The following is a 24,266-nucleotide window of genomic DNA, read 5'->3' as shown; positions in this document are numbered from 1 at the left end:
TCGTTGACGACGATCGCCACGGCCGAGCAGGCCGACGGGGCTCCACGGCGCGACGGCTCGTTGACGAGGATTGTCCTGGCCCAGACTCCAGGCCCTTCCAGCCACCGATCCCGACAGAGACTCCAGGCTCTTCCAGCCCCAGGTGCCGGCAGAGACTCCAGGCCCTTCCGGCCCCAGGTGCCGACAGAGACTCCAGGCTCTTCCGGCTCCCGGTGCCGGCAGGGGGACCGGGGTCTTTCCGACTCCCGGTGCCCGCAGCGCTCAGTTGCTGCGGCGGGTGACGAACTCGGCGAGCGCCAGCAGGCCGCCCGCCGCCTCGGGAGCGGGGACCGCGCGGGACAGCTCCTGCATGGCGCGGGCCATCCGGTCGGCCGCCTCGGCCTGCGCCCAGTCCCGGCCGCCGGCCCGCTCCACGACCAGGGCCGTACGCGCGATGCCCTCGGCGTCACCGGAGACGTACGGCTTCCCGTACAGCTCGGCGAGTTCGGCCGCCGCCTCGGTGCCGGAGGACAGGGCCGCCACCACGGGCAGTGACTTCTTGCGGGCGGCGAGATCGGCACCCGCCGGCTTCCCGGTGCGCCGTGGGTCACCCCATATGCCGATGACGTCGTCGATCAGCTGGAACGCGAGCCCCGCCTGGCGTCCGAAGTCGTCCAGCGCCGCCACGTCCTCCCGACCGGCGCCCGCGTACAGCGCGCCGAGGGCGCAGGCGCAGCCCAGCAGCGCGCCGGTCTTCGCCTCCGCCATGGCGAGCACCTCGTCGAGGGTGACCTCGTCCGGGGCGCGGTGCTCCAAGTCCGTGTCGGTGTGCTGGCCGGCGCACAGCTCCACGACACAGTCCGCGAGCCGGGCCGCGGCCGGACCGGAGGCAGGGTGCGGATCCTCCGCGAGCAGCCGCAGGGCCAGTGCCTGCAGGGCGTCACCGGCGAGGATCGCGTCGGCGTCGCCGAACACCCTCCAGGCCGTGGGCCGGTGTCGGCGGGAGGTGTCGCGGTCCATCACGTCGTCGTGCAACAGAGTGAAGTTGTGGACCAGTTCGACCGCCACCGCCGCCCGGACCGCCGCCGTGCGGGCCTCGGGTCCGCCGAGGGCCGCGGCCGCCGCCAGGACGAGCGCGGGCCGTATCGCCTTGCCGGCGTTGCCCGTTGCCGGGCTGCCGTCCGCGTGCTGCCAGCCGAAGTGGTAGAGCGCGATCCGGCGCATGGGGGCGGGCAGCGACTCCAGGGCCGTCCGCAGCTCCGGGTCGACGACGGCCCGGGTGCGCTCCAGCAGCGCCGGCGCCTCCTGCCCTTCGAGCTCCCCGTCGGGATGCCGCCGCTCCCCCGCCGTGCCGGGGTGCGGCACAGCGGGGGAACGCTGTTCGCTCTCCGTCATGAACTCGGCCATGTCTCCCCCTCGCCAGGTCCGCGGACACCGGCGTCGCCGGCCCGGCCGGACGCATATTCCGAGGGTCTACCCGGCCCGGCGGGCGGGGACACGGCCGCGAGGTGCGCAAACGTCACCTCCAACGGCCGATCTCGACGTTCTCCAGCACGCCGAGCGCGTCCGGCACCAGTACGGCGGCCGAGTAGTAGGCCGTCACCAGGTACTTGACGATGGCCTGTTCGTTGATGCCCATGAACCTCACGGACATGCTCGGCTCGATCTCGTCCGGGATACCCGACTGCCGCAGGCCGATGACACCCTGGTCCTGCTCGCCGGTACGCATCGCGATGATCGAGGTCGTGCGCTCCGGGGTGACCGGGATCTTGTTGCACGGGTAGATCGGCACTCCGCGCCAGGTCGGGATGCGGTTGCCGCCGATCTCGACGGTCTCCGGGACCAGTCCGCGCTTGTTCAGCTCGCGCCCGAACGCGGCGATCGCGCGCGGGTGGGCCAGAAACAGCTTGGTGCTGCGCCGGCGGCTGAGCAGCTCGTCCATGTCGTCCGGGCCGGGCACGCCGTCGTGCGGCTGGATCCGCTGGTCGTACTCGCAGTTGTGGAGCAGGCCGAAGTCGGAGTTGTTGATCAGCTCGTGTTCCTGGCGCTCCTTGAGCGCCTCGACGGTGAGCCTGAGCTGCTGCTCGGTCTGGTTCATCGGCTGGTTGTAGAGGTCGGCCACGCGCGTGTGGATGCGCAGCACGGTCTGGGCGATGCTCAGCTCGTACTCACGGGGCCGCGCCTCGTAGTCCACGAACGTGTGCGGGATGTCGGGCTCGCCGGAGTGACCGGCCGCCAGCTCGACCTCCTTCTCGCCGTACTTGTTGGTCCGCTGCTCCGGCACCGAGCGCAGCTGTTCGAGGTGCTCGCGCAGGGTGTCCGAGCGCTCGGCGACCTGCTGGAAGTCCTGGCGGCTGAGGATCAGCACGGTGGTGGCGGTGTCGGCGCGGACGGTGTACTCCCAGATGGCGTCCGGGTCCAGCAGCGCCTGCTCGCCGAAATAGGCGCCGTCGGCGAGGACTCCGAGGACGGCGTCGTCGCCGTAGGGGCCGGTGCCGATCTTCTCGACCCTGCCGTGCGCCAGCAGGTACACCTCGCCCGTCTGGTTGCCGAAGTCGGCGATCACCTCGCCGGGCGCGAAGTCGCGCTGGCGGCAGCGCCGGGCGAGCTCCGTCAGCACCTCCTCGTCCTCGTAGGCGCGCAGGGCCGGCAGCTCGCCGAGTTCGGCCGGGATGACCTCGACCTGGTCCCCGGTCTTCACGAAGGTGATGCGGCCGTCGCCGACGGAGTACGTCAGCCGCCGGTTGACGCGGTACGTGCCGCCCTGGACGTCGACCCACGGGAGTGTGCGCAGCAGCCAGCGGGAGCTGATCTCCTGCATCTGAGGAACGGACTTGGTCGTGGTGGCCAGGTTCCGCGCGGCCGCCGTCCCGAGGGACTGTTGCGGCTTGCCCTGATCCGTGCGGACCTCTTCGCCTACCGACATAGAGAATTGCCTCCCAGGTATGCCCGGTACCGAATTGCAGGGGGCACCGGTCTCGGTATCCGAGCCTTCCATCACGGAGCGTGTTCGCGCCATTACCCAAAAGAGCGGGAATGGATCATCGGATTACCGGGCACGAAGAGGACCTCCGTGCAGCGCTTGTGCCGCCGGTGACCTGCGTCGCGTGTCCGGATCCGCTCGCACAGCGTGCGAACGATGTGGTCCGCGACGTCCGGTTTCGGTAGACGTTTCATGGTAAATCGGCAGATCGGCATAGCACGAAGGAGGCGGCATGGCCCCACCCATGTCCGCGAGCGGGTTTCTGGACGCACTGCGCACGGAGGGCGTCACGGTCGTCGAGGTGGGCGACTGGCGGAACCACAACCGCAACCACAAGGGCCCGTGGGGGCCCGTCCACGGCGTGATGATCCACCACACGGTGACCCGGGGCAGCGCGCACACCGTGCAGATCTGCCGGGACGGCCACCCGGCGCTGCCGGGCCCGCTGTGCCACGGTGTGATCACCAAGGACGGCACGGTCCACCTGGTCGGCTACGGCCGCGCCAACCACGCCGGCCTCGGCGACGACGACGTGCTGCGCGCCGTCATCGCCGAGAAGGGGCTGCCGCCGGACAACGAGGCCGACACCGACGGCAACCGGCACTTCTACGGCTTCGAGTGCGAGAACATGGGCGACGGGGAGGACCCCTGGCCTCAGGCCCAGTTGGAGGCGATCGAACGGGTCGCGGCCGCGGTGTGCCGACGGCACGGGTGGTCGGAACGGTCGGTCATCGGCCATCTGGAATGGCAGCCGGGGAAGGTGGATCCGCGGGGGTTCGGGATGGACTGGCTGCGCGATCGCGTGGCGGAGCGGCTGAAGGCGTAGCGCCGTAGGGATTCTGTCCGCGCGCGGCGGAGCCGCATGTCGAGGGGGCCCCGCCCCTTCGGGGCGCTGCGACAATGGAGCAGTGGCCAGCCGTACCCCGCTCACCCCCCGCCTCCCCTCCCCCCTCCAGGAGGTCAGGGACGACCGGTTCGAGCGGCACGGAGTGCGTCTGGTGCTCAAGCGGGACGACCTGATCCACCCCGACCTCGTCGGCAACAAGTGGCGCAAGCTCGTGCCGAACATCGAGGCGGCGGCAGGCCGACCGCTGGTGACCTTCGGCGGGGCCTACTCCAACCACCTGCGGGCCACCGCCGCCGCGGGCCGCGTCCTCGGGCTGCCGACCACCGGTGTGGTCCGCGGCGAGGAGCTGGCCGACCGCCCGCTCAACCCCTCGCTGGCCCGGTGCGCGGCGGATGGCATGCGGCTGCACTTCGTCGACAGATCGACGTACCGGCACAAGAACGAGCCGGAGACGCTGGGCGCCATCCTGCGTGCGGCCGGGGCCGAGGAGGCGTACGTCGTGCCCGAAGGCGGCAGCAACAGCGCGGCCGTGCGCGGCTGCCGGGTGCTGGGAGCGGAGTTGCGCGACTTCGCCGAGGTCGTCGGCGTCGCCTGCGGCACCGGGGGCACGCTCGCCGGGCTGGCCGCGGGACTGGCCCCGGGGCAGCGGGCACTCGGCGTGCCGGTCCTCAGGGGCGGCTTCCTGGAAGGCGACGTACAGGCCCTGCAGGAACGTGCCTTCGGCGGCCGTACCGGCTCCTGGTCCCTCGACGAGCGCTTCCACTTCGGCGGTTACGCCCGTACCCCACCGGAACTGCACGCGTTCGCCGAGGACTTCGAGGACCGCCACGGGCTGCCCGTCGAACGTCTCTATGTCGCCAAGTTGCTCTACGGACTTGCCGCCCTCGCGGCGGAGGGCGCCTTCGCGCGCGGGACGACGGTCGCCGCCGTCGTCACCGGGCGGCCGTTCCCGTAGTGCTACTCCGCCTCCCGGTAGGCCGCCGCCTCCTCCAGGTCCAGGCGTCTGAGCAGCGTGCGCAGCATCTCGTCGTCGATGTAGCGGTGGTCGCGGAGCGTGACGAATACCTCGCGTTCGGCGCCGATCATCTCGCGCGAGAGGCGGCGATAGGTGTCGTCGACGGACTCGCCGGTGATGGGGTTGGTCTGGCCGAGGCGTTCCCAGACGGCGTTGCGGCGGCGCTCCAGGACGGTGCGCAGGCGGTCGGCGAGCGGCGGGGGCAGTTCGTTGCGCTCGTCCGCGAGGAGGTCGTCGAGGCGGTTCTCCGCGGCCCGGGAGGCCTGTGCCTGGGCGTTGGCCTCGGCGAGGGTCTCGGCCTGCGGGTCGCGGCCGGGGAACCGCATCAGGCGGATCAGCGGCGCGAGGGTCAGTCCCTGCACCACGAGGGTGCCGATGACCGTGGTGAAGGTCAGGAACAGGATCAGGTTCCGCTGCGGGAAGGGGGCGCCGCCGTGCACCGTGAGCGGGATCGAGAAGGCGATGGCCAGGGACACCACGCCCCGCATGGCGGCCCACCCGGTCACCACCGGCGCCCGCCAGGTGGGGTTGTCCTCGCGCTCCCTGATGTGGCGGAAGAGCAGGCGGGGCCAGAAGGTCGCCGGGAACACCCACACGAAGCGGGCCGCGACGACGACGAGGAAGACCGCGATCGCGTACCAGGCCGCGTCGGCGCCCTGGTAGGCGCCCAGCCCCTTGAGGACGGTGGGCAGTTGGAGGCCGATCAGCGCGAACACCGCCGATTCCAGCACGAAGGCGACCATCCGCCACACCGCGTCCTCCTGGAGCCGGGTGGCGAAGTCGACCTCCCACGCGTGGTGCCCGAGATAGACCGCGACCACGACGACGGCGAGGACGCCGGAGCCGTGGAACTGCTCGGCGACGCCGTAGGCGACGAACGGGATCAGCAGGGAGAGGGTGTTCTGGAGCAGGGCCTCCTTCAGGTGGGTGCGCAGCCAGTGGATCGGCACCATGAGCACCAGACCGACCACGACACCCCCGATGGCGGCCCGCAGGAACTCGCCGATCCCGCCCGCCCAGGTGGCGCCCTCGCCGACGGCCGCGGCGAGGGCCACCCGGTAGGCGGTGATCGCGGTGGCGTCGTTGAGCAGGGACTCGCCCTGGAGGATGGTGGTGATCCTGGACGGCAGTCCGACCCGACGCGCGATCGCCGCGGCCGCGACCGCGTCCGTCGGCGCGACCACGGCGCCCAGCACCAGCGCGGCGGGCAGCGGCAGCCCCGGTACGACGAGATAGGCGGCACAGCCGACGGCGAAGGTCGCGAAGAGCACGTATCCGATCGACAGCATGCCCACGGGCCGCATCTGGGCGCGCAGATCCAGGTACGAGCTCTCGGTGCCCTCCTTGTACAGCAGCGGCGGCAGCACCAGCGGCAGGACGATGTTCGGGTCCAGGGTGTAGTGCGGGATGCCCGGGATGTACGAGATCGCCAGGCCGACCGCGACCAGCAGCAGCGGCGCCGGCACCGGGGTGCGCCGGGCGGCCCCCGCGACCCCCGCACTGCCCGCCACCAGCAACAGCAGCGGCATCACGTCCATGCTCTTCGCCCACCCTCGTTTTCCGCGCGGCCACCCGCACGCCCGTCGTAATCTGGCAATCATGAAACAGTGCACGCACGCCGACGCGCTGCCGCACCCGGAGCCGGAACCGCTCGACCCGACCTGCCCGGAGTGCCTGCGCGACGGCACGCACCCCGTGCAGCTGCGGCTGTGCCTCACCTGCGGCCATGTCGGCTGCTGCGACTCCTCGCCCGGACGGCACGCGACGCAGCACCACGAGTCGTCCGGTCACCCGGTCATGCGAACCTTCGAACCCGGCGAGGACTGGCGGTGGTGCTTCGTGGACCACGTGCTCGTCTGACCCTCTTGCGAGCGGGTTCTCGAGTGATCGCATTCCCGTTCGACCGTGTTCTCGTGTGACACTGCATGCGGCGGCTGCCGCACGACGGTTCGAGTGTCTGACGTCTGGGTACGTCAACCCGGCGCACGCTCTTCCCATTTGGGCCCGCAAACCCCCTAGACACGGAGCGTATGCACAGCTTTACTGTGAGTGACGCCAGGGGGGTTGGGGTCCCGGGACAGGACCGTTCGGAGCGCGATAGCGTCACCGCGGAACCACGTACGCGTTACCCCCGGGGGGCGACCCTCGGCCCCGTAAAGCTTGTACCACCATGGAGGTGAGGGTGTCCCAGATCGCAGGCGAGCCCGCGGCGAATCAGGACTTCGTGGAAGTCCGGCTGCCGGCCGCGGGTGCCTACCTGTCGGTGCTGCGGACGGCCACGGCCGGTCTCGCGGCCCGTTTGGACTTCACCCTGGACGAGATCGAGGACCTGCGCATCGCCGTGGACGAGGCCTGCGCGATCCTGCTGCAGCAGGCTGTGCCCGGCTCTGTGCTCAGCTGTGTCTTCCGGCTCGTCGACGACTCGCTGGAGGTCACGGTCTCGGCGCCGACCACGGACGGTCACGCCCCCTCGCGGGACACCTTCGCCTGGACCGTACTCTCGGCCCTCGCGGGCAAGGTCTCGTCCGCCGTCGACGAGGACAAGACCGTGTCGATCAGCCTCTACAAACAGCGCGGCGCGGGCCCCGGCCCGGCGTGAGGAACGGGGACGGTCCGGTGCGGGACGAAGAGCGCGGCACACGGGAGCTGCCGGCCGGGGACGGGGGTGCCCCCTGGCCGAGCACGGGCGATCTCTCCGAGGAGGCTCCCCAGAACGGTTCCCGGCGCATGGCGGACGGCATCGACGGCATCCCCGAGCAGGCCAGACCACACCCGGAGGACGACTCCGCGCGGGCCGGAGGTGACGGCGCCGCGCAGGGCGTACCGCCGGAAGGCTCCGGCGGCGCCGGGTCCGCCGGCCGCACGGGGGCCAGGGCTCGGGGAAGGGCTACGGGCGGGACGATGAGCGAACACGAGCGGTACGCCGGGGCCGACGCGCCGGGCGCGGAAGCCGTGCAGGCCGTACAGCACGACCCGGCGGACCGCAGTGGGGCGCGGGCGATGTTCGTGGAGCTGCGCACGCTGAAGGAGGGCAGCCCGGAGTACGCGGAGCTGCGCAATCAGCTGGTCCGTATGCATCTGCCGCTCGTGGAGCACCTGGCCCGCCGGTTCCGCAACCGCGGCGAGCCGCTGGACGACCTCACCCAGGTCGCCACGATCGGGCTGATCAAGTCCGTCGACCGGTTCGACCCGGAGCGCGGCGTGGAGTTCTCCACGTACGCCACCCCCACCGTGGTCGGCGAGATCAAGCGGCACTTCCGCGACAAGGGCTGGGCGGTGCGCGTGCCGCGCAGGCTGCAGGAGCTGCGGCTCGCGCTGACCACGGCGACGGCCGAGCTGTCCCAGCTGCACGGCCGCTCCCCCACGGTCCACGAGCTGGCCGAGAAGCTCGCGATCTCCGAGGAGGAGGTCCTGGAGGGCCTGGAGTCCGCCAATGCGTACTCCACGCTGTCGCTGGACGTCCCCGACACCGACGACGAGTCCCCCGCGGTCGCCGACACCCTCGGCGCGGAGGACGAGGCGCTGGAGGGAGTGGAGTACCGGGAGTCCCTCAAGCCGCTGCTGGAGGATCTGCCGCCGCGCGAGAAGCGGATCCTGCTGCTGCGCTTCTTCGGGAACATGACCCAGTCGCAGATCGCGCAGGAGGTCGGCATCTCCCAGATGCACGTCTCCCGGCTGCTGGCCCGTACGCTGGCCCAGCTGCGGGAGAAGCTGCTGGTGGAGGAGTAGAGCGCCTGCCTACTCGGTGCGGCCCGGTCCCTTGATGCCGAGGGCCCGGGTCGTCTCGCCGTTGACGAGGAGGATCAGCGCCGCCACGGCGACCACCGCGAGGGCGATCCCGGCCGGGATGGCCATGCTGTCGGCCTTGAGCAGGTTGTAGGCGATCGGCAGCGCCATGACCTGGGTGATCACCGCGGGGCCTCGGCTCCAGCTGCGCCGCAGCAGCAGTCCGCGCGCGGCGAGCAGCGGCAGCAGCGCGAGCACGACAAGGGTGACACCGAGGGTCACGGCCTGCTGCCGGTCGTCCGGCGAACCGGTGACCCCGAGCACGAGCACCCACAGCCCGCCGACCCCGAGGGCGACGCCCTCCAGTCCGGCCAGCACAGCGGCACAGGTCAGCCGACGGGGACGGGGTTCCTGGGCGGGGTTCTGCTCACTGCTCACCCCAGCAGGGTAGCGGGGGGTGGTGTCAGCGCCCCGAAGGGGCGGCCCGCAGACCAACGGGGTGTCCAGGCTCACGCCCGTCTCTCTTACCCGATCCCTACCTCACTGTGGGCCCGGTACCCCCCAGTAGGTACGCTGCCATCCATGCGTGCACTTCTCGTGGTCAACCCGGCGGCAACCACCACAAGCGCACGCAGGCGTGACGTGCTGATCCATGCGCTGGCGAGCGAGATGAAGCTGGAGGCGGTCACCACGGAGTACCGCGGACACGCGCGCGATCTCGGCCGGCAGGCGGCGGACAGCGACGACATCGATCTGGTCGTGGCCCTCGGCGGCGACGGCACGGTCAACGAGGTCGTCAACGGCCTGCTGCACGCCGGTCCGGACCCCGAGCGCCTGCCCGGTCTCGCCGTCGTACCCGGCGGCTCCACCAACGTCTTCGCCCGCGCCCTGGGCCTGCCCAACGACCCGGTCGAGGCCACCGGCGCCCTGCTGGACGCGCTGCGCGAGAGCCGGGAGCGGGTCGTCGGCCTCGGACTGACCTCGGGCACGCCCGGCACCGAGGACGAGGCGGTCCCGGACCGCTGGTTCACCTTCAACGCGGGACTGGGCTTCGACGCGGGTGTCGTCGGCCGGGTGGAGCAGCAGCGCGAGCGCGGGAAGAAGTCGACACACGCGTTGTACGTACGTCAGGTGATCCGGCAGTTCCTCGGTGAGCCGAACCGCCGGCACGGCTCGATCACGCTGGAGCAACCCGGCGAGGACCCGATTGCCGATCTTGTGGTGGCCATAGTCTCGAACACGTCCCCTTGGACGTATCTCGGCAATCGCCCCATGTACACATCACCTAAGGCCTCGTTCGATACCGGCGTCGACGTACTCGGTCTCAGCCGTCTGTCGACGGCCGCGGTTGCCCGGTATGGCACCCAGTTGCTCACTTCGTCCCCCGAGCGCGGACCCCATGGTCGACATGTCGTCTCGCTGCACGATCTGGACCGGTTCACCTTGCATTCGAAGGTGCCTCTGCCCCTGCAGATGGACGGTGACCACCTGGGACTGCGTACGAGCGTGACGTTCACAGGCGTACGCCGTGCACTGCGTGTGATTGTGTGAGCGGAACAGGCAAAAGTCCTTTCACTCGAACGTTTAGGCCAGGATCCACCCCATGGAAGTACGGCTGTGACCTAGTCGACACCGAGGAATCAAAAAAAACTTTCCGGAAGGGGTTGTATCCGTCGCTGAGGTTTGCGAGTCTCTACGTGGCGATCGGGACGGCCCGCAACACCGGCCTCCACTGATCACCGGAACCCCTCTTCAAACCAAGGACCACGCCGGGGAAGACTCGGCGGTCGGCCCTTCACTTGTTGAGGGATTCGTGAAAGCGTTCACATTCACAAGCAACCTGCACGTAATACGTTCAGAGAACCTAGGAGAGGTAGCAGCCATGGACTGGCGTCACAACGCCGTTTGCCGCGAGGAAGACCCCGAGCTCTTCTTCCCCATCGGCAACACCGGTCCTGCGCTGCTGCAGATCGAGGAAGCCAAGGCCGTCTGCCGTCGCTGCCCGGTGATCGAGCAGTGTCTGCAGTGGGCGCTCGAGTCCGGTCAGGACTCCGGCGTCTGGGGTGGTCTCAGCGAGGACGAGCGCCGCGCCATGAAGCGCCGCGCCGCCCGCAACCGGGCCCGTCAGGCCTCCGCCTGACATACCCACCCCTGCTGACAGCCTGAGCTTGGCGGCGCGTGCAGCACGCACGCATCTCCCGCCCCCGAGCCGCAGCGCGCAGTATCCCCCGATGCGCTTAGCGATATAAGCAGAGCAGCAACGAGCACAGGCCTCGGACCGACGGCGGTCCGGGGCTTTTTGCTGTCCGCGACCGGCCGCCGCTGCAACCGGCCGCCGCTGTACGGCGATCGGGCTACTGCTTCTGCGCCCGCACCGGAATGTCGAGGATCACCCTGGTCCCCCGGCCCGGCGCCGGGACCATGTCGAAGGTGCCGCCCAACTCCCCCTCCACCAGCGTCCGTACGATCTGCAGCCCGAGGTTGCCCGAGCGGTGCGGGTCGAAGCCCTCGGGCAGGCCGACGCCGTCGTCCTGGACCGTGACGAGGAGGCGGGCCTCCTTCGCCGTACCGCCACGGACCGCGGAGACCTCGACCGTGCCGGTGTCGCCCTCACGGAAGCCGTGCTCCAGGGCGTTCTGCAGGATCTCGGTGAGAACCATCGACAGCGGTGTGGCCACCTCGGCGTCCAGGATCCCGAACCGCCCGCTGCGCCGGCCGGTCACCTTGCCCGGCGAGATCTCGGCAACCATCGCCAGCACGCGGTCGGCGATGTCGTCGAACTCCACCCGTTCGTCCAGGTTCTGAGACAGCGTCTCATGCACGATCGCGATCGAGCCGACCCGGCGGACGGCCTCCTCCAGGGCCTCCCGGCCGCGCTCGGACTCGATGCGCCGAGCCTGCAGCCGCAGCAGCGCGGCGACCGTCTGGAGGTTGTTCTTCACCCGGTGATGGATCTCCCGGATGGTCGCGTCCTTCGTTATCAACTCGCGCTCGCGGCGCCGCAGTTCGGTCACGTCCCGGCACAGCACCAGCGAACCGATGCGGGTGCCCTTGGGCTTGAGCGGGATCGCCCGGAACTGGATGACGCCGTCGTTGGCCTCGATCTCGAACTCGCGCGGCGCCCAGCCGCTGGCCGCCTTGGCGAGCGCCTCGTCGACCGGTCCCCGGGTCGGGGCGAGTTCGGCGGTGGTCTGCCCGAGGTGGTGGCCGACCAGGTCGGCGGCGAGGCCCAGGCGGTGGTAGGCGGACAGCGCGTTCGGGGAGGCGTACTGGACGATGCCGTCGGCGTCCAGCCGGATCAGGCCGTCGCCGACGCGCGGCGAGGCGTCCATGTCGACCTGCTGGTCGGGGAAGGGAAACGATCCTGCCGCGATCATCTGCGCAAGGTCGGAGGCGCTCTGGAGGTAGGTGAGCTCCAGCCGGCTCGGGGTGCGGACCGTGAGCAGGTTGGTGTTGCGGGCGATCACACCGAGGACGCGACCCTCGCGCCGCACGGGGATGGACTCGACCCGTACGGGGACCTCTTCGCGCCACTCCGGGTCGCCCTCGCGCACGATCCGGCCCTCGTCCAGCGCGGCGTCCAGCATGGGCCGCCGGCCGCGCGGGACCAGGTGGCCGACCATGTCGTCCTGGTAGGAGGTGGGGCCGGTGTTGGGGCGCATCTGGGCGACCGAGACGTACCGGGTGCCGTCCCGGGTGGGGACCCACAGAACCAGGTCGGCGAAGGAGAGGTCGGAGAGCAGCTGCCACTCCGAGACCAGCAGATGGAGCCACTCGAGGTCGGAGTCGTCGAGGGCGGTGTGCTGGCGGACCAGTTCGTTCATGGAGGGCACGTCTGCGAGCGTACCCGGACGGCGAACATGGCTGAAAACATCCGCGACCGGCCCCGGAAACACCCGCGGGCCGCGGCGCCTGGAAGGGACCCTCAACCCTCCCGGCACCGCAGCCCGGAGCATCATCGGCCGTGGGGTGTGCGGTCCCGGTCGGCCGAAGGTCGAGGAGCCGGGGCAGTCAGGGCAGAGAGCTCCGGGTCCTCGATCCGCCTTCCTGTGCGGGGAAGACGGAGGCTTGTTCACGTGGATACGTCGTCGGATCCGTTGTGGTCGATTGTGGACTAGACCACAACGATGTGTCCATGACTTTGTCGGCAGGCACGACTGATGGCACCCGATGCCACGCAGCCTAGCCCGCCTGAGTCAGCCGTGGGGCCAGATGGACATGGCAATTTCCGCGAGTGCTTCCAGTTCTCCCCGGCTCGCTCCGTCGCGGGCCTGCTGGGACATGCCCTGGATCACGGCACCGGTGTGCCGGGCGAGCGCGGCGGCGTCGGTCCCGGCCGGGAGCCGTCCCTGTGCGAGGTCCGCCCGGATCCGGGACTCCAGGGCGGCGATGTTCGCGTTCCGCCGCTCGCGCAGCAACCGCACCACCTCGGGACTGGTGCAGTTGGTGGCGGCGTGCACGACCAGACAGCCGCAGGGGTGGGCGGGGTCGGTGTACTCGGCGGCGGCCTCGCGCAGCATGCGCTCGACGGCGGCGCGGGCGGTGGGCTCCTCGGCGAGGGCGCGATCGCCGAAGGCGCCGTACGTGTCGGTGTAGAGCCGTACGACCTCTTCGAACAGCGTCCGTTTGTCGCCGAAGGCGGCGTACAGGCTCGGGGCGCCGATCCCCATGATCCGGGTGAGGTCGGCGACCGAGGTGGCCTCGTAGCCGTGCTCCCAGAAGGCCATGAGTGCCTTCTCCAGGGCGGTGGCACGATCGAAGGAGCGCGGGCGACCCCGCGTTCCCAAGGCCCCGGCCCGTGTTCTCGTCTCCTGAGCGCTCACCATGGAGGGTATTTTATAGCGGGCCCTAGAGAAATGCGCCGGCCGGGAGAAGTGCACCGCCGGCGGACCCGGTTCTGTTAGATTGGTCTAAACCACATAGACGTCCAGAGCCCACTTCAGAACGGCAGGCCCAGCGTGGAAGTTGTCATCGTTCCGGACGCCGCGGCGGGCGGCGAACTGATCGCCGAGGCCATGGCACGGCTGCTGCGCCGCAAGCCCGACGCCCTGCTCGGCGTGGCCACCGGCTCCACCCCGCTGCCCATCTACCAGGCACTGACCGCGAAGGTGCGCTCCGGCGCCGTGGACACCTCGCGGGCGCGCATCGCCCAGCTCGACGAATACGTGGGACTGCCCGCCGAACACCCCGAGTCCTACCGCTCGGTGCTGCGCCGGGAGGTCCTGGAGCCGCTCGGCATCGGCATGGACAAGTTCCTCGGGCCCGACGGCACCGCCGAGGACATCCAGGCGGCCTGCGCGGCGTACGACCGTGCGCTCGCCGCGGCCGGCGGGGTGGACCTGCAGCTGCTCGGGATCGGCACCGACGGGCACATCGGGTTCAACGAGCCGTGCTCCTCGCTCGCCTCGCGCACCCGGATCAAGACACTGACCGAGCAGACCCGCGTCGACAACGCCCGCTTCTTCGACGGCGACATCGAGCAGGTGCCGCACCACGTCATCACCCAGGGCATCGGCACCATCCTGGAGGCCCGCCACCTGGTGCTGCTGGCGACCGGCGAGGGCAAGGCGGACGCGGTCGCCGCGACCGTCGAGGGCCCGGTCGCGGCCGTCTGCCCGGCCTCCGCGCTCCAGCTGCACCCGCACGCCACGGTGGTCGTCGACGAGGCGGCGGCCGCCAAGCTGAAGCTGGCCGACTACTTCCGGCACACCTACGCGGGCAAGCCGGACTGGCAGGGGATCTGACGCCCGCTCGCCGCCATGGACTAGACCAAACCCGGTCACCGCTGTATATAGAGGAGATCACGGAGCGTGCGGGTGGAGCCCTGACAGAAGAACCCGTGCCACGATGTGAGCCGTGGCCGATGTCAGTCGGTCGCTTTCGGCATCCGGAGCCGGGAAGGCAGAGCATGAGCACCGACGTCAGCAGTGCGGAGAACGAGGCCGCGACGACCGTCCGTACGGCGCGCGTGCCCAAGTACTACCGCCTGAAGAAGCACCTGCTCGACATGACGGAGACGCAGGCGCCGGGCACGCCGGTCCCGCCCGAGCGCACGCTGGCGGCCGAGTTCGACACCTCCCGCACCACCGTCCGCCAGGCCCTGCAGGAACTGGTGGTCGAGGGACGCCTGGAGCGCATCCAGGGCAAGGGCACCTTCGTCGCCAAGCCCAAGGTCTCCCAGGCGCTCCAGCTCACCTCCTACACCGAGGACATGCGCGCCCAGGGTCTGGAGCCGACCTCGCAGCTGCTGGACATCGGGTACATCACCGCCGACGACCGGCTCGCCGGGCTGCTCGACATCACCGCCGGCGGCCGGGTGCTGCGCATCGAGCGGCTGCGCATGGCCAACGGCGAGCCGATGGCCATCGAGACCACCCACCTGAGCGCCAAGCGCTTCCCGGCCCTGCGCCGCTCCCTGGTGAAGTACACGTCGCTCTACACCGCCCTCGCCGAGGTCTACGACGTGCACCTCGCGGAGGCCGAGGAGACCATCGAGACCTCGCTGGCCACCCCGCGCGAGGCGGGCCTGCTCGGCACCGACGTGGGCCTGCCGATGCTGATGCTCTCCCGCCACTCCCTGGACCACGAGGGCAAGCCGGTGGAGTGGGTGCGCTCGGTGTACCGGGGCGACCGGTACAAGTTCGTCGCGCGGCTGAAGCGGCCTGCCGAGTAGGATCCGCCGACCGTCGCTGAATCGATATACCGAGATCCGGACGAGGTCTTCCGCTTCCCCGACACCGTCACCTACATTGCCTGCGCATTACACAGGTGATCAGCGAGGGGACGGAGCCGTGGCATGTCCGAAACGCCTGAAGTGAAACCACCGGTGGTGACGCCGGTGCGTGTGATCATCGGCCTGTGTCTCGTCGCGCCCTTCGTGGCGATGCTCTGGGTCGGCTCCTACGTCAAGACGGACCCCGCCTTCGTCGGGATCCCGTTCTTCTACTGGTACCAGATGCTCTGGGTGCTGATCTCCACCGCGCTCACGACGACCGCGTACAAGCTCTGGCAGCGCGACCAGCGCGCCCGCGGCGCTCAGCAGGGCGGTGAGGCCAAGTGAAGAACGGCGTCAACGGCGTCGCGCTCGGCGTCTTCATCTTCTTCTTCCTGGCCGTCACGGTCATGGGCTTCCTCGCCGCCCGCTGGCGCAGGGCCGAGAACGAGCACTCCCTGGACGAATGGGGCCTGGGCGGACGGTCGTTCGGCACCTGGATCACATGGTTCCTGCTCGGCGGCGACCTGTACACCGCGTACACCTTCGTCGCCGTACCGGCGGCGATCTACGCGGCGGGCGCGGCCGGCTTCTTCGCGGTGCCGTACACGATCCTGGTCTACCCGCTGATCTTCACGTTCCTGCCGCGCCTGTGGTCGGTCTCGCACCGCCACGGGTACGTCACCACCTCCGACTTCGTCCGGGGCCGCTTCGGCTCCAAGGGCCTGTCGCTGGCGGTGGCGCTGACCGGCATCCTGGCGACGATGCCGTACATCGCGCTCCAGCTCGTGGGCATCCAGGCGGTGCTGGACGTGATGGGCATCGGCGGGGACAGCAGCACCAACTGGTTCGTACGGGACCTGCCCCTGCTGATCGCCTTCGGCGTGCTGGCGGCGTACACCTACTCCTCCGGTCTGCGCGCGCCCGCCCTGATCGCCTTCGTCAAGGACACGCTGATCTACATCGTCATCGCGGTGGCGATCATCTACATCCCGATCAAGCTGGGCGGCTTCGACGACATCTTCGCCAAGGCGAGCCAGGCGTTCAGCCAGGTCAACCCGGCGACGGGCAAGCCGCGCGGCGCGCTCGTGCCGCCGGAGGCCGGCCAGTGGACGTACGCCACCCTGGCCCTCGGCTCCGCGCTCGCGCTCTTCATGTACCCGCACTCGATCACCGCGACCCTGTCCTCCAGGAGCCGTAACGTGATCCGCCGCAACACCACGATCCTGCCGCTGTACTCCCTGATGCTCGGTCTGCTCGCGCTGCTGGGCTTCATGGCGATCGCGGCCGGGGTCAAGGTCACCAACGGCCAGCTGGCCATCCCCCAGCTGTTCGAGGACATGTTCCCGGACTGGTTCGCGGGCGTCGCCTTCGCGGCGATCGGCATCGGTGCCCTGGTCCCCGCGGCGATCATGTCGATCGCGGCGGCGAACCTGTTCACCCGCAACATCTACAAGGACTTCATCAAGCCGGACGCCACGCCGAAGCAGGAGGCCCAGGTCTCCAAGCTCGTCTCCCTGCTGGTGAAGGTCGGCGCCCTGGTCTTCGTCCTGACGATGGACAAGACGGTGGCGATCAACTTCCAGCTCCTGGGGGGCATCTGGATCCTGCAGACCTTCCCGGCCCTGGTCGGCGGCCTGTTCACCCGCTGGTTCCACCGCTGGGCCCTGCTCGCCGGCTGGGCGGTCGGCATGGCGTACGGCACGGTCGCCGCGTACGGTGTCGCCTCCCCGACCCAGAAGCACTTCGGCGGCTCGGCGAAGGAGATCCCCGGCATCGGCGAGATCGGCTACATCGGCCTCACGGCCTTCGTCCTCAACGTCGTGGTCACCGTGGTCCTCACCTTCGTCCTGAAGGCCGTGAAGGCCCCCGAGGGCGTCGACGAGACCAAGCCGGAGGACTACACGGCGGACGCGGGCGACCCGGGGGTGCAGGTGGAGCTGCCGCCGGCGACTGCGGGCACCGGTCACTGAGCGACCGCCGTACGACGGGCCGCCGGAGGAAATCCGGCGGCCCGTCGTCGTTGCCCTCCGGCAGACTCGGTGCCATGGACATCCGGATCCGCCCCGCAGCCCCCGCCGAATACGACACCCTGGGCGAGATCACCGCCCAGGCCTATCTCCAGGACGGCCTCCTGGACTTCGGCGAGAGCGACGCATACCTCGCCGAACTCAAGAACGTGGCCAAGAGAGCGGCCGCAGCACACGTCCTCGTGGCCACGCAGAACGACACCCTCCTCGGCGGAGTCACCTTCGTACCGTCCCCCGGCCCCATGGCCGACATCGCCCGCCCCGGAGAGGCGGAGATCCGCATGCTGGCGGTCGCGCACGCGGGGCGGGGACAGGGTGCCGGCGAGGCCCTCGTCCAGGCCTGCATCGACCGCGCACGGGCCACGGAGGGCTGCACGGCCCTCGTCCTGTCCACCCAGCGCACCATGCACGCCGCCCACCGCATCTACGAGCGCCTGGGGTTCGTCCGCGTCCCCGAACGCGACTGGACCCCGCTCCCGGAGCTCGCCGACATCACCCTGCTCACCTACGAGTTGACTCTCTGACACCGCCCCGACACAACATCTGGGGGTGCCACGACAGCCCGGCACTAGATGTATGCTCATGCTCGCTGTCGCCGCAGGGGAATCCGGTGCGAATCCGGAACTGTCCCGCAACGGTGTACTTGTGCGCGTCTGCGCTCAGGAGTCAGTCCGAGGACCTGCCGGCAGCGCACCCGGCCGTCCGGTTCGGGTGCCCTGAGACGTCCGGGCCTCGTGGGATGGGCCGGTGGACGCGACGCCGTGTGCGCTCGTGGCTGCCCCCTGCCCTCCACAAGGCCCCCGTGCCGAGCGAGGGAGAGCCCCACGTGACCATCGCGCCAGCAGATCCGGCTTCAGCCAGCGGCCTGGAGACCGACGGTCCCGGTGCCGCGCTGCTGCGGACCCTGACCGAGCTGACCGCCGACCTCCCCGACGCCGACCCCGGCCGGGTCGCCGCCGCCGCGCTGCGCGGCCGGTCCGCTCGGGCCGACGAGGCGGAGTTGCGCGAGCTGGCCACGGAGGCCGCCGCCGGGCTCATCTCCGAGGACCCCGCCTACTCCCGGCTGGCCGCCCGGCTGCTGACCCTCTCCATCCGCGCCGAGGCCGCCTCGCAGGGCGTGACGTCCTTCACCGGGTCCGTGGCCGTGGGGCACCGCGAGGGGCTCATCGCGGACCGCACCGCCGACTTCGTACGGCTGCACGCCGAGCGGCTCGACGCGCTGATCGACCGCCGGGCCGACGACCGCTTCGGCTACTTCGGCCTGCGCACCCTGCACAGCCGCTACCTCCTGCGGCACCCGATCACCCGCAAGGTCATCGAGACGCCCCAGCACTTCATGCTGCGGGTCGCGAGCGGCCTGGCCGAGGACGACACGACCCGTTCCGTGGACGAAGTGGCCTCGCTCTACGGGCTCATGAGCCGGCTCGACTACCTCCCGTCCTCCCCCACGCTCTTCAACTCCGGCACGCGGCACCCGCAGATGTCGTCCTGCTACCTGCTCGACTCCCCGCTGGACGAGCTGGACTCCATCTACGACCGCTACCACCAGGTCGCCCGGCTCTCCAAGCACGCCGGCGGCATCGGTCTGTCGTACTCCCGGATCCGCAGCCGCGGTTCGCTGATCCGCGGCACCAACGGGCACTCCAACGGCATCGTGCCGTTCCTGAAGACCCTGGACGCCTCGGTGGCCGCCGTGAACCAGGGCGGCCGGCGCAAGGGCGCGGCCGCGGTCTACCTGGAGACCTGGCACTCCGACATCGAGGAGTTCCTGGAGCTGCGGGACAACACCGGCGAGGACGCCCGGCGTACGCACAACCTGAACCTCGCGCACTGGGTCCCGGACGAGTTCATGCGCCGGGTCAACGCCGACGCGCAGTGGTCGCTGTTCTCCCCGTCGGACGTGCCGGAGCTGGTGGACCTGTGGGGCGAGGAGTTCGACGCCGCCTACCGCAAGGCCGAGGAGGCGGGCCTGGCGAAGAAGACCATGCCGGCCCGCGAGCTGTACGGCCGGATGATGCGCACCCTCGCGCAGACCGGCAACGGCTGGATGACCTTCAAGGACGCGGCCAACCGCACCGCCAACCAGACCGCCCTGCCGGGGCACGTGGTCCACTCCTCCAACCTCTGCACGGAGATCCTGGAGGTCACGGACGACGGGGAGACGGCGGTGTGCAACCTGGGGTCCGTCAACCTGGGTGCCTTTGTCGACACGACGACCGGTGACCTCGACTGGCAGCGGCTGGACGACACCGTCCGCACCGCCGTCACCTTCCTGGACCGCGTGGTCGACATCAACTTCTATCCGACCGAGCAGGCGGGACGGTCGAACGCCAAGTGGCGTCCCGTCGGCCTCGGCGCGATGGGTCTGCAGGACGTCTTCTTCAAGCTGCGCCTGCCCTTCGACTCGCCGGAGGCCAAGGCCCTGTCCACGCGGATCGCCGAGCGGATCATGCTCGCCGCGTACGAGGCATCCGCCGACCTCGCCGAGCGCAACGGCCCGCTGCCGGCCTGGGAGAAGACCCGTACGGCCCAGGGCGTGCTGCACCCCGACCACTACGGCGTCGAGCTGACCTGGCCGGAGCGGTGGGCCGCCCTGCGCAGCCGTATCGCCGAGGTCGGCATGCGCAACTCCCTGCTGCTGGCCATCGCGCCCACCGCCACCATCGCCTCCATCGCGGGCGTGTACGAGTGCATCGAGCCGCAGGTGTCGAACCTGTTCAAGCGCGAGACGCTGTCCGGTGAGTTCCTCCAGGTCAACTCCTACCTGGTGCAGGACCTGAAGGAGCTGGGCGTCTGGGACGCCCGCACCCGTGAGGCGCTGCGCGACTCGAACGGCTCGGTGCAGGACTTCGCCTGGATCCCGGCCGACGTACGGGCGCTGTACCGCACGGCGTGGGAGATCCCGCAGCGCGGCCTGATCGACATGGCGGCGGCAAGGACCCCGTTCCTGGACCAGGCGCAGTCCCTGAACCTGTTCATGGAGACGCCGACCATCGGCAAGCTCTCCTCGATGTACGCGTACGCCTGGAAGTCGGGCCTCAAGACGACGTACTACCTGCGCTCCCGCCCGGCGACCCGCATCGCCCGCGCCGCCCAGGCGCAGAACCCCGCCACCATCCCCGTCCAGCAGGTCGCCGACCCCGACGCGGTCGCCTGCTCCCTGGAAAACCCCGAGTCCTGCGAGGCCTGCCAGTAATGTCCAACCGTCCCCAGAACCTTCTCGACCCGGGCTTCGAACTCACCCTGCGCCCCATGCGCTACCCGGACTTCTACGAGCGCTACCGCGACGCGATCAAGAACACCTGGCACGTCGAGGAGGTCGACCTCCACTCGGACGTGGCGGACCTCGCGAAGCTGACGCCGGACGAGCAGCACCTCATCGGCCGCCTGGTCGCCTTCTTCGCGACCGGTGACTCGATCGTCGCCAACAACCTCGTGCTGACGTTGTACAAGCACATCAACTCCCCCGAGGCGCGGCTCTACCTGAGCCGTCAGCTCTTCGAGGAGGCCGTACACGTCCAGTTCTATCTGACGCTCCTGGACACCTACCTGCCCGACCCGGACGACCGCGCGGCGGCCTTCGCCGCCGTGGAGAACATCCCCTCCATCCGCGAGAAGGCCGAGTTCTGCTTCAAGTGGATCAACGAGGTCGAGAAGCTCGACCGGCTGGAGACGAAGGCCGACCGCCGTCGCTTCCTGCTCAACCTGATCTGCTTCGCCGCGTGCATCGAGGGCCTGTTCTTCTACGGCGCGTTCGCGTACGTCTACTGGTTCCGCAGCCGGGGCCTGCTGCACGGTCTCGCCACGGGCACCAACTGGGTGTTCCGCGACGAGACGATGCACATGTCCTTCGCCTTCGACGTGGTCGACACCGTCCGCAAGGAGGAGCCGGAGCTGTTCGACGAGGAGCTGGGGCAGCAGGTCACCGACATGCTGAGGGAGGCCGTCGAGGCCGAGCTGCAGTTCGCGCGCGACCTGTGCGGCGACGGCCTGCCGGGCATGAACACCGAGTCGATGCGGCAGTACCTGGAGTGCGTCGCCGACCAGCGCCTCACCCGCCTCGGCTTCGCCCCGGTCTACGGCTCGGAGAACCCGTTCTCCTTCATGGAGCTGCAGGGCGTCCAGGAGCTGACGAACTTCTTCGAGCGCCGCCCGTCGGCGTACCAGGTCGCGGTGGAGGGCACCGTCGACCTGGACGAGGACTTCTGAGCCGGCGCTCCTTCTCGGGGATACGCCTACCGGCGCGCGTTCCGGGGCCCTGAGGCCGCCTGGGCGCGCGCCGGTACCAGGTGTGTCCTACGCGGACACTCCTACCAAGGCAGCGGCCTCAGCAGCAGGTTGTGCGGGCGGAGCGTGATGCCCACGCGGGTGGTGTCGTTCGACCCCGCGACCTGCTCGAAGCGGTACTTCGCCGAGATCGCCGCGGTGATCAGGCTCAGCTGGGTCATGGAGAAGTGGTCGCTGGGGCATTTGCGGTTGCCGACGCTGAAGGGGCTCATGGCGTACTTCGGCACCTCTTTGGCCCGCTCCGGCAGCCATCGGTCGGGGTCGAAGTCGAGGTGGCGGTCGTAGGAGCGGGCGTCGCGCTGGATCGCGTAGGGGCTGTAGACGATGTCCGCCCCGGCCGGAATGCGATAGTCACCGAGAGCGGTGTCGGTCACCGCTCGTCGCGTCAATATCCATACGGCGGGCCTGAGTCGCATGGCCTCGACGACCACATTGTTGGTGTGCCTGAGTGAGCGGACGTGTTCGAAGCCAACCGGTTGACCACCGGTCACGGATTCGACCTCGGTCCGTACCTTCTCGGCGTGTTCCGGGTGTTCCGCGAGGACCTGCAGCAGCCACATGATCGTGGACGCCACTGTTTCGCTGCCGGGGGTGAGTATCGCGACGACCTGGTCGTGGATCTCCTGTTCCCCGATGGGGTCGCCATTGTCGTCCTTTGCCTCCAGCAATGCCGTCAGCAAATCGTCCGGCTTTTGACCAGATGCCCTGCGCTCGGCGACGATCTCGTCGACCAGCAGATGCAAATCGGCCAGTGCCCGGTTGAATTCACGGTTGGCCGGGAACGGCAGCCGGTACAGCGGCCCGAGCGGGATCACCATCCGCCGGTACATGCCCCGGAAGACGGTGGCGAGGTCGACGCTGAGCCGCTCGGCGCGCTCGTCCATGTACTCGCCGCGCAGCAGGCAGCGGGCGGCGATGCGGACGGCCACCCGGAAGGACTCGGAGGTGCAGTCGACGGTCTCGCCGGGCCGCCAGCGCTCGGTCAGCGCGTGCGCCTCCTCCTCCATGATCGGCCCGTAGCCCGGGATCGCGTCGAGCCGGAACGCGGGCTGGATGGTGCGCCGCTGACGCCGGTGCCGGGGGCCGTTGGCGGTGGCCACGCCCTCCTTGCCGAGCAGCCCTTCGAGGGACTCCCACAAGGGTCCGTCGATCTTGAAGTCGGGGTTGAGCGCGAGCGCGCCGGTGAGCTCCGGGGCGGTGACGGCGTACACCGTCTTGGGGCCGAGCTTGAGGCGTACGACATCGCCGTGGTCGCGGAGCCGGGACATGAACGCGAGCGGGTCGCGGACCAGTTGCAGACCGTGCCCGAGGCCGGGCACGGCGCCGCCGGCCAGCGGCGGTTCACGCAGCTCGGCGGTCTCGGGGGCCAGGGGGTGCACAGACTCGACGGTCATTTCTCACCTGCCGTTTCGTTCGTGACGTACGGGGGCGTGGACCGGTCGTCCCAGGTGTCGACCATGTACCGGCCGGACTCGTGGTGGAACCAGTAGACGGAGCTGAACCAGTTCCGCATATTGCCGACGCAGGCGCGGACCGCGGCGCTCAGTTCCTTTCCGTGGACCGTGCCGTCGGCAAGGCCGTCGGCGAACTGCAGGGCGTCCTGCTCGACCTGGAGGAATTCTCTGATGCATTCCTCGACACGCCGCCTCACTTCGTCCACCGATTCCTCAAGGGTCAGCCCCGCATGGGTGATGAGACTGATGCCGAGATTGTGGACCTCGTCGCCCGCTATTTCTTTCGGCAGCGAGCACAGATCGTTGTACCAGGCGGCGAATTCCTGACTGAGCAGCGCGGCCCGGCGATAGGCCGGGTTTTTCCGCACGGAATCCGGGAGTTCAAGCCCGGCGCTCGGCTCCAGCAGGTCCGTCCATATCCAGTGCGCGAAGGTGTGCCGGCGCAGGGCGAGGTATTCCTCGACGCCGGGTATGTATCCCTTGGCGCGGTTGCGGAACTCGCGGTCGTAGGCCTCGATCACCGCGTGGAAGTGCCGGGCGAACCGCTGGTTCCAGGTGCGCGACAGGAAGCCGTACAGCCGCAGCACGCTGTCCGCGAACCCCGCGACCAGCGCGTCCGGGTGGTGCAGATGGTGCCGGGGTGCGTCGAGGGCCGTGTGGAGGCGGTGCCTGAGGCGCCGCCAGTCGTCGGCCCGGCCGTGGACGACGTACCGGTCGTGGCGGTCGTCCCAGACGAAGAACCACGCGCTGTAGTCGGCGATGGCCTGCATGACCTCGTCGGGGGCACCGAGGTAGTAGCCCGCCATGAGGTCGGTGTAGCACAGTCCATCGGCATATTCCCGCACCTTGTCCGCCGGCATGAGCCGTTTTTCCAGCAGCCAGAGCCGTGTCTTCTCCTGGAGCCGAGGCCAATACGGGTGCAGTTGCCGAGGAAAGGCGGACTCGATCACCGGGAGTGCCAGTGAGGGTGGTACTACGACCGCCGTCGGCGTCGCTGTGGTGCCGTGTCGGAAAGCATGCACGTACAAACCCCTCTCCGCCGCCAGAAGCGCACACCCCTCCTGTCGTACCGGGCGTGCGCCGTTGCGTATCCCCGCACTTACATTCAGCACCACAACTGACCGTCGTGGGAACGGATTTGCTTCACTCACTACCCCGAGGTGCTGAGAATCCCCCCTTGTGTGACCGATTAAGGATCACCAGGAGGGCAGAACGGATCGGTTGTACGACGCA

General features: G+C 69.7%; 22 protein-coding genes and 1 riboswitch. Of the genes, 14 read left to right on the top strand and 8 right to left on the bottom strand.

Annotated features, from left to right (window positions below):
• Window positions 1-261: 261 nt before the first annotated feature.
• Both ACZ418_RS07820 and ACZ418_RS07815 read right to left on the bottom strand, forming a co-directional pair.
• Window positions 262-1,386 (bottom strand): family 2 encapsulin nanocompartment cargo protein polyprenyl transferase, encoded by a 1,125-nt coding sequence (locus tag ACZ418_RS07820; protein ID WP_468358473.1) that lies wholly within the window; start codon window positions 1,384-1,386, stop codon window positions 262-264.
• A 112-nt stretch (window positions 1,387-1,498) separates the two neighbouring features.
• Window positions 1,499-2,905 carry a family 2B encapsulin nanocompartment shell protein gene (locus tag ACZ418_RS07815; protein ID WP_468358470.1) on the bottom strand — a complete coding sequence of 469 codons (1,407 nt, stop codon included), beginning with the start codon at window positions 2,903-2,905 and terminating at the stop codon, window positions 1,499-1,501.
• Between the two features lie 289 nt (window positions 2,906-3,194).
• Between ACZ418_RS07815 and ACZ418_RS07810 the strand changes: the two genes are divergently transcribed.
• Together ACZ418_RS07810 and ACZ418_RS07805 are read left to right on the top strand one after the other, a co-directional pair.
• Window positions 3,195-3,788, top strand: coding sequence for an N-acetylmuramoyl-L-alanine amidase (locus ACZ418_RS07810; protein WP_468358467.1), 594 nt, complete (start codon window positions 3,195-3,197; stop codon window positions 3,786-3,788).
• A gap of 82 nt (window positions 3,789-3,870) precedes the next feature.
• Window positions 3,871-4,764 (top strand): 1-aminocyclopropane-1-carboxylate deaminase/D-cysteine desulfhydrase, encoded by an 894-nt coding sequence (locus ACZ418_RS07805; protein WP_468358464.1) that lies wholly within the window; start codon window positions 3,871-3,873, stop codon window positions 4,762-4,764.
• Window positions 4,765-4,766: 2 nt separating this feature from the next.
• On the opposite strand, the gene ACZ418_RS07800 is transcribed toward ACZ418_RS07805, so the two are convergent.
• A complete protein-coding gene (locus tag ACZ418_RS07800) occupies window positions 4,767-6,362 on the bottom strand; it encodes a Na+/H+ antiporter (RefSeq protein ID WP_468358461.1) in 1,596 nt (531 codons plus the stop codon).
• A gap of 61 nt (window positions 6,363-6,423) precedes the next feature.
• Between ACZ418_RS07800 and ACZ418_RS07795 the strand changes: the two genes are divergently transcribed.
• From ACZ418_RS07795 to ACZ418_RS07785, 3 genes are all read left to right on the top strand, one after another.
• Complete coding sequence (locus ACZ418_RS07795) at window positions 6,424-6,684, top strand: UBP-type zinc finger domain-containing protein (RefSeq protein ID WP_468358458.1); 261 nt, start codon at window positions 6,424-6,426, stop codon at window positions 6,682-6,684.
• Window positions 6,685-7,006: 322 nt separating this feature from the next.
• Complete coding sequence (locus ACZ418_RS07790; protein ID WP_009190566.1) at window positions 7,007-7,423, top strand: ATP-binding protein; 417 nt, start codon at window positions 7,007-7,009, stop codon at window positions 7,421-7,423.
• Window positions 7,424-7,440: 17 nt separating this feature from the next.
• Window positions 7,441-8,553, top strand: coding sequence for an RNA polymerase sigma factor SigF (locus tag ACZ418_RS07785; RefSeq protein ID WP_468358455.1), 1,113 nt, complete (start codon window positions 7,441-7,443; stop codon window positions 8,551-8,553).
• Between the two features lie 9 nt (window positions 8,554-8,562).
• Here the strand turns inward: ACZ418_RS07785 and ACZ418_RS07780 are convergent, their stop codons facing one another.
• Window positions 8,563-8,988, bottom strand: a complete 426-nt coding sequence (locus tag ACZ418_RS07780) for a hypothetical protein (protein WP_468358452.1) — start codon at window positions 8,986-8,988, stop codon at window positions 8,563-8,565.
• Between the two features lie 144 nt (window positions 8,989-9,132).
• On the opposite strand from ACZ418_RS07780, the gene ACZ418_RS07775 reads away from it, so the two are divergent.
• A complete protein-coding gene (locus ACZ418_RS07775; RefSeq protein WP_468358449.1) occupies window positions 9,133-10,101 on the top strand; it encodes a diacylglycerol/lipid kinase family protein in 969 nt (322 codons plus the stop codon).
• Between the two features lie 331 nt (window positions 10,102-10,432).
• The gene (locus tag ACZ418_RS07770; RefSeq protein ID WP_003992873.1) at window positions 10,433-10,690 is read left to right on the top strand and encodes a WhiB family transcriptional regulator; all 258 of its coding nucleotides are present in this window, start codon (window positions 10,433-10,435) and stop codon (window positions 10,688-10,690) included.
• A 214-nt stretch (window positions 10,691-10,904) separates the two neighbouring features.
• On the opposite strand, the gene ACZ418_RS07765 is transcribed toward ACZ418_RS07770, so the two are convergent.
• A complete protein-coding gene (locus ACZ418_RS07765) occupies window positions 10,905-12,383 on the bottom strand; it encodes a sensor histidine kinase (protein ID WP_468358446.1) in 1,479 nt (492 codons plus the stop codon).
• 363 nt (window positions 12,384-12,746) lie between these two features.
• Window positions 12,747-13,376: a TetR/AcrR family transcriptional regulator gene (locus ACZ418_RS07760; protein WP_468358443.1), complete on the bottom strand. Its 630-nt coding sequence runs from the start codon at window positions 13,374-13,376 to the stop codon at window positions 12,747-12,749.
• 132 nt (window positions 13,377-13,508) lie between these two features.
• Between ACZ418_RS07760 and nagB the strand changes: the two genes are divergently transcribed.
• The 7 genes from nagB to ACZ418_RS07725 all read left to right on the top strand — a co-directional run bounded on the left by nagB (window position 13,509) and on the right by ACZ418_RS07725 (window position 21,501).
• The gene (nagB, locus tag ACZ418_RS07755) at window positions 13,509-14,294 is read left to right on the top strand and encodes a glucosamine-6-phosphate deaminase (protein WP_468358440.1); all 786 of its coding nucleotides are present in this window, start codon (window positions 13,509-13,511) and stop codon (window positions 14,292-14,294) included.
• Window positions 14,295-14,458: 164 nt separating this feature from the next.
• A complete protein-coding gene (locus tag ACZ418_RS07750; RefSeq protein WP_468358437.1) occupies window positions 14,459-15,223 on the top strand; it encodes a GntR family transcriptional regulator in 765 nt (254 codons plus the stop codon).
• 123 nt (window positions 15,224-15,346) lie between these two features.
• On the top strand, window positions 15,347-15,610 hold the full coding sequence (locus ACZ418_RS07745; protein ID WP_468358434.1) for a DUF3311 domain-containing protein: 264 nt from the start codon (window positions 15,347-15,349) through the stop codon (window positions 15,608-15,610).
• On the top strand, window positions 15,607-17,235 hold the full coding sequence (mctP, locus tag ACZ418_RS07740; RefSeq protein ID WP_468358431.1) for a monocarboxylate uptake permease MctP: 1,629 nt from the start codon (window positions 15,607-15,609) through the stop codon (window positions 17,233-17,235). The genes ACZ418_RS07745 and mctP overlap by 4 nt, the downstream gene beginning before the upstream one ends.
• A 74-nt stretch (window positions 17,236-17,309) precedes the next feature.
• Window positions 17,310-17,816 (top strand): GNAT family N-acetyltransferase, encoded by a 507-nt coding sequence (locus ACZ418_RS07735; RefSeq protein ID WP_468358428.1) that lies wholly within the window; start codon window positions 17,310-17,312, stop codon window positions 17,814-17,816.
• 52 nt (window positions 17,817-17,868) lie between these two features.
• Window positions 17,869-17,993, top strand: a riboswitch (cobalamin riboswitch).
• A gap of 125 nt (window positions 17,994-18,118) precedes the next feature.
• Window positions 18,119-20,488, top strand: a complete 2,370-nt coding sequence (locus tag ACZ418_RS07730) for a ribonucleoside-diphosphate reductase subunit alpha (RefSeq protein WP_468358425.1) — start codon at window positions 18,119-18,121, stop codon at window positions 20,486-20,488.
• A complete protein-coding gene (locus ACZ418_RS07725; protein ID WP_468358422.1) occupies window positions 20,488-21,501 on the top strand; it encodes a ribonucleotide-diphosphate reductase subunit beta in 1,014 nt (337 codons plus the stop codon). Before ACZ418_RS07730 ends, ACZ418_RS07725 begins: the two co-directional genes overlap by 1 nt.
• Before the next feature lie 101 nt (window positions 21,502-21,602).
• Here ACZ418_RS07725 and ACZ418_RS07720 read toward each other — a convergent pair whose 3' ends face one another.
• Window positions 21,603-22,973, bottom strand: a complete 1,371-nt coding sequence (locus ACZ418_RS07720; protein WP_468358419.1) for a bifunctional albaflavenone monooxygenase/terpene synthase — start codon at window positions 22,971-22,973, stop codon at window positions 21,603-21,605.
• On the bottom strand, window positions 22,970-24,055 hold the full coding sequence (cyc1, locus tag ACZ418_RS07715; RefSeq protein ID WP_468358416.1) for an epi-isozizaene synthase: 1,086 nt from the start codon (window positions 24,053-24,055) through the stop codon (window positions 22,970-22,972). Before cyc1 ends, ACZ418_RS07720 begins: the two co-directional genes overlap by 4 nt.
• Between the last annotated feature and the right edge of the window lie 211 nt (window positions 24,056-24,266).

Source organism: Streptomyces sp. NPDC030820, from assembly GCF_055572075.1.
This window is presented reverse-complemented; position numbering and strand designations above follow the sequence as displayed.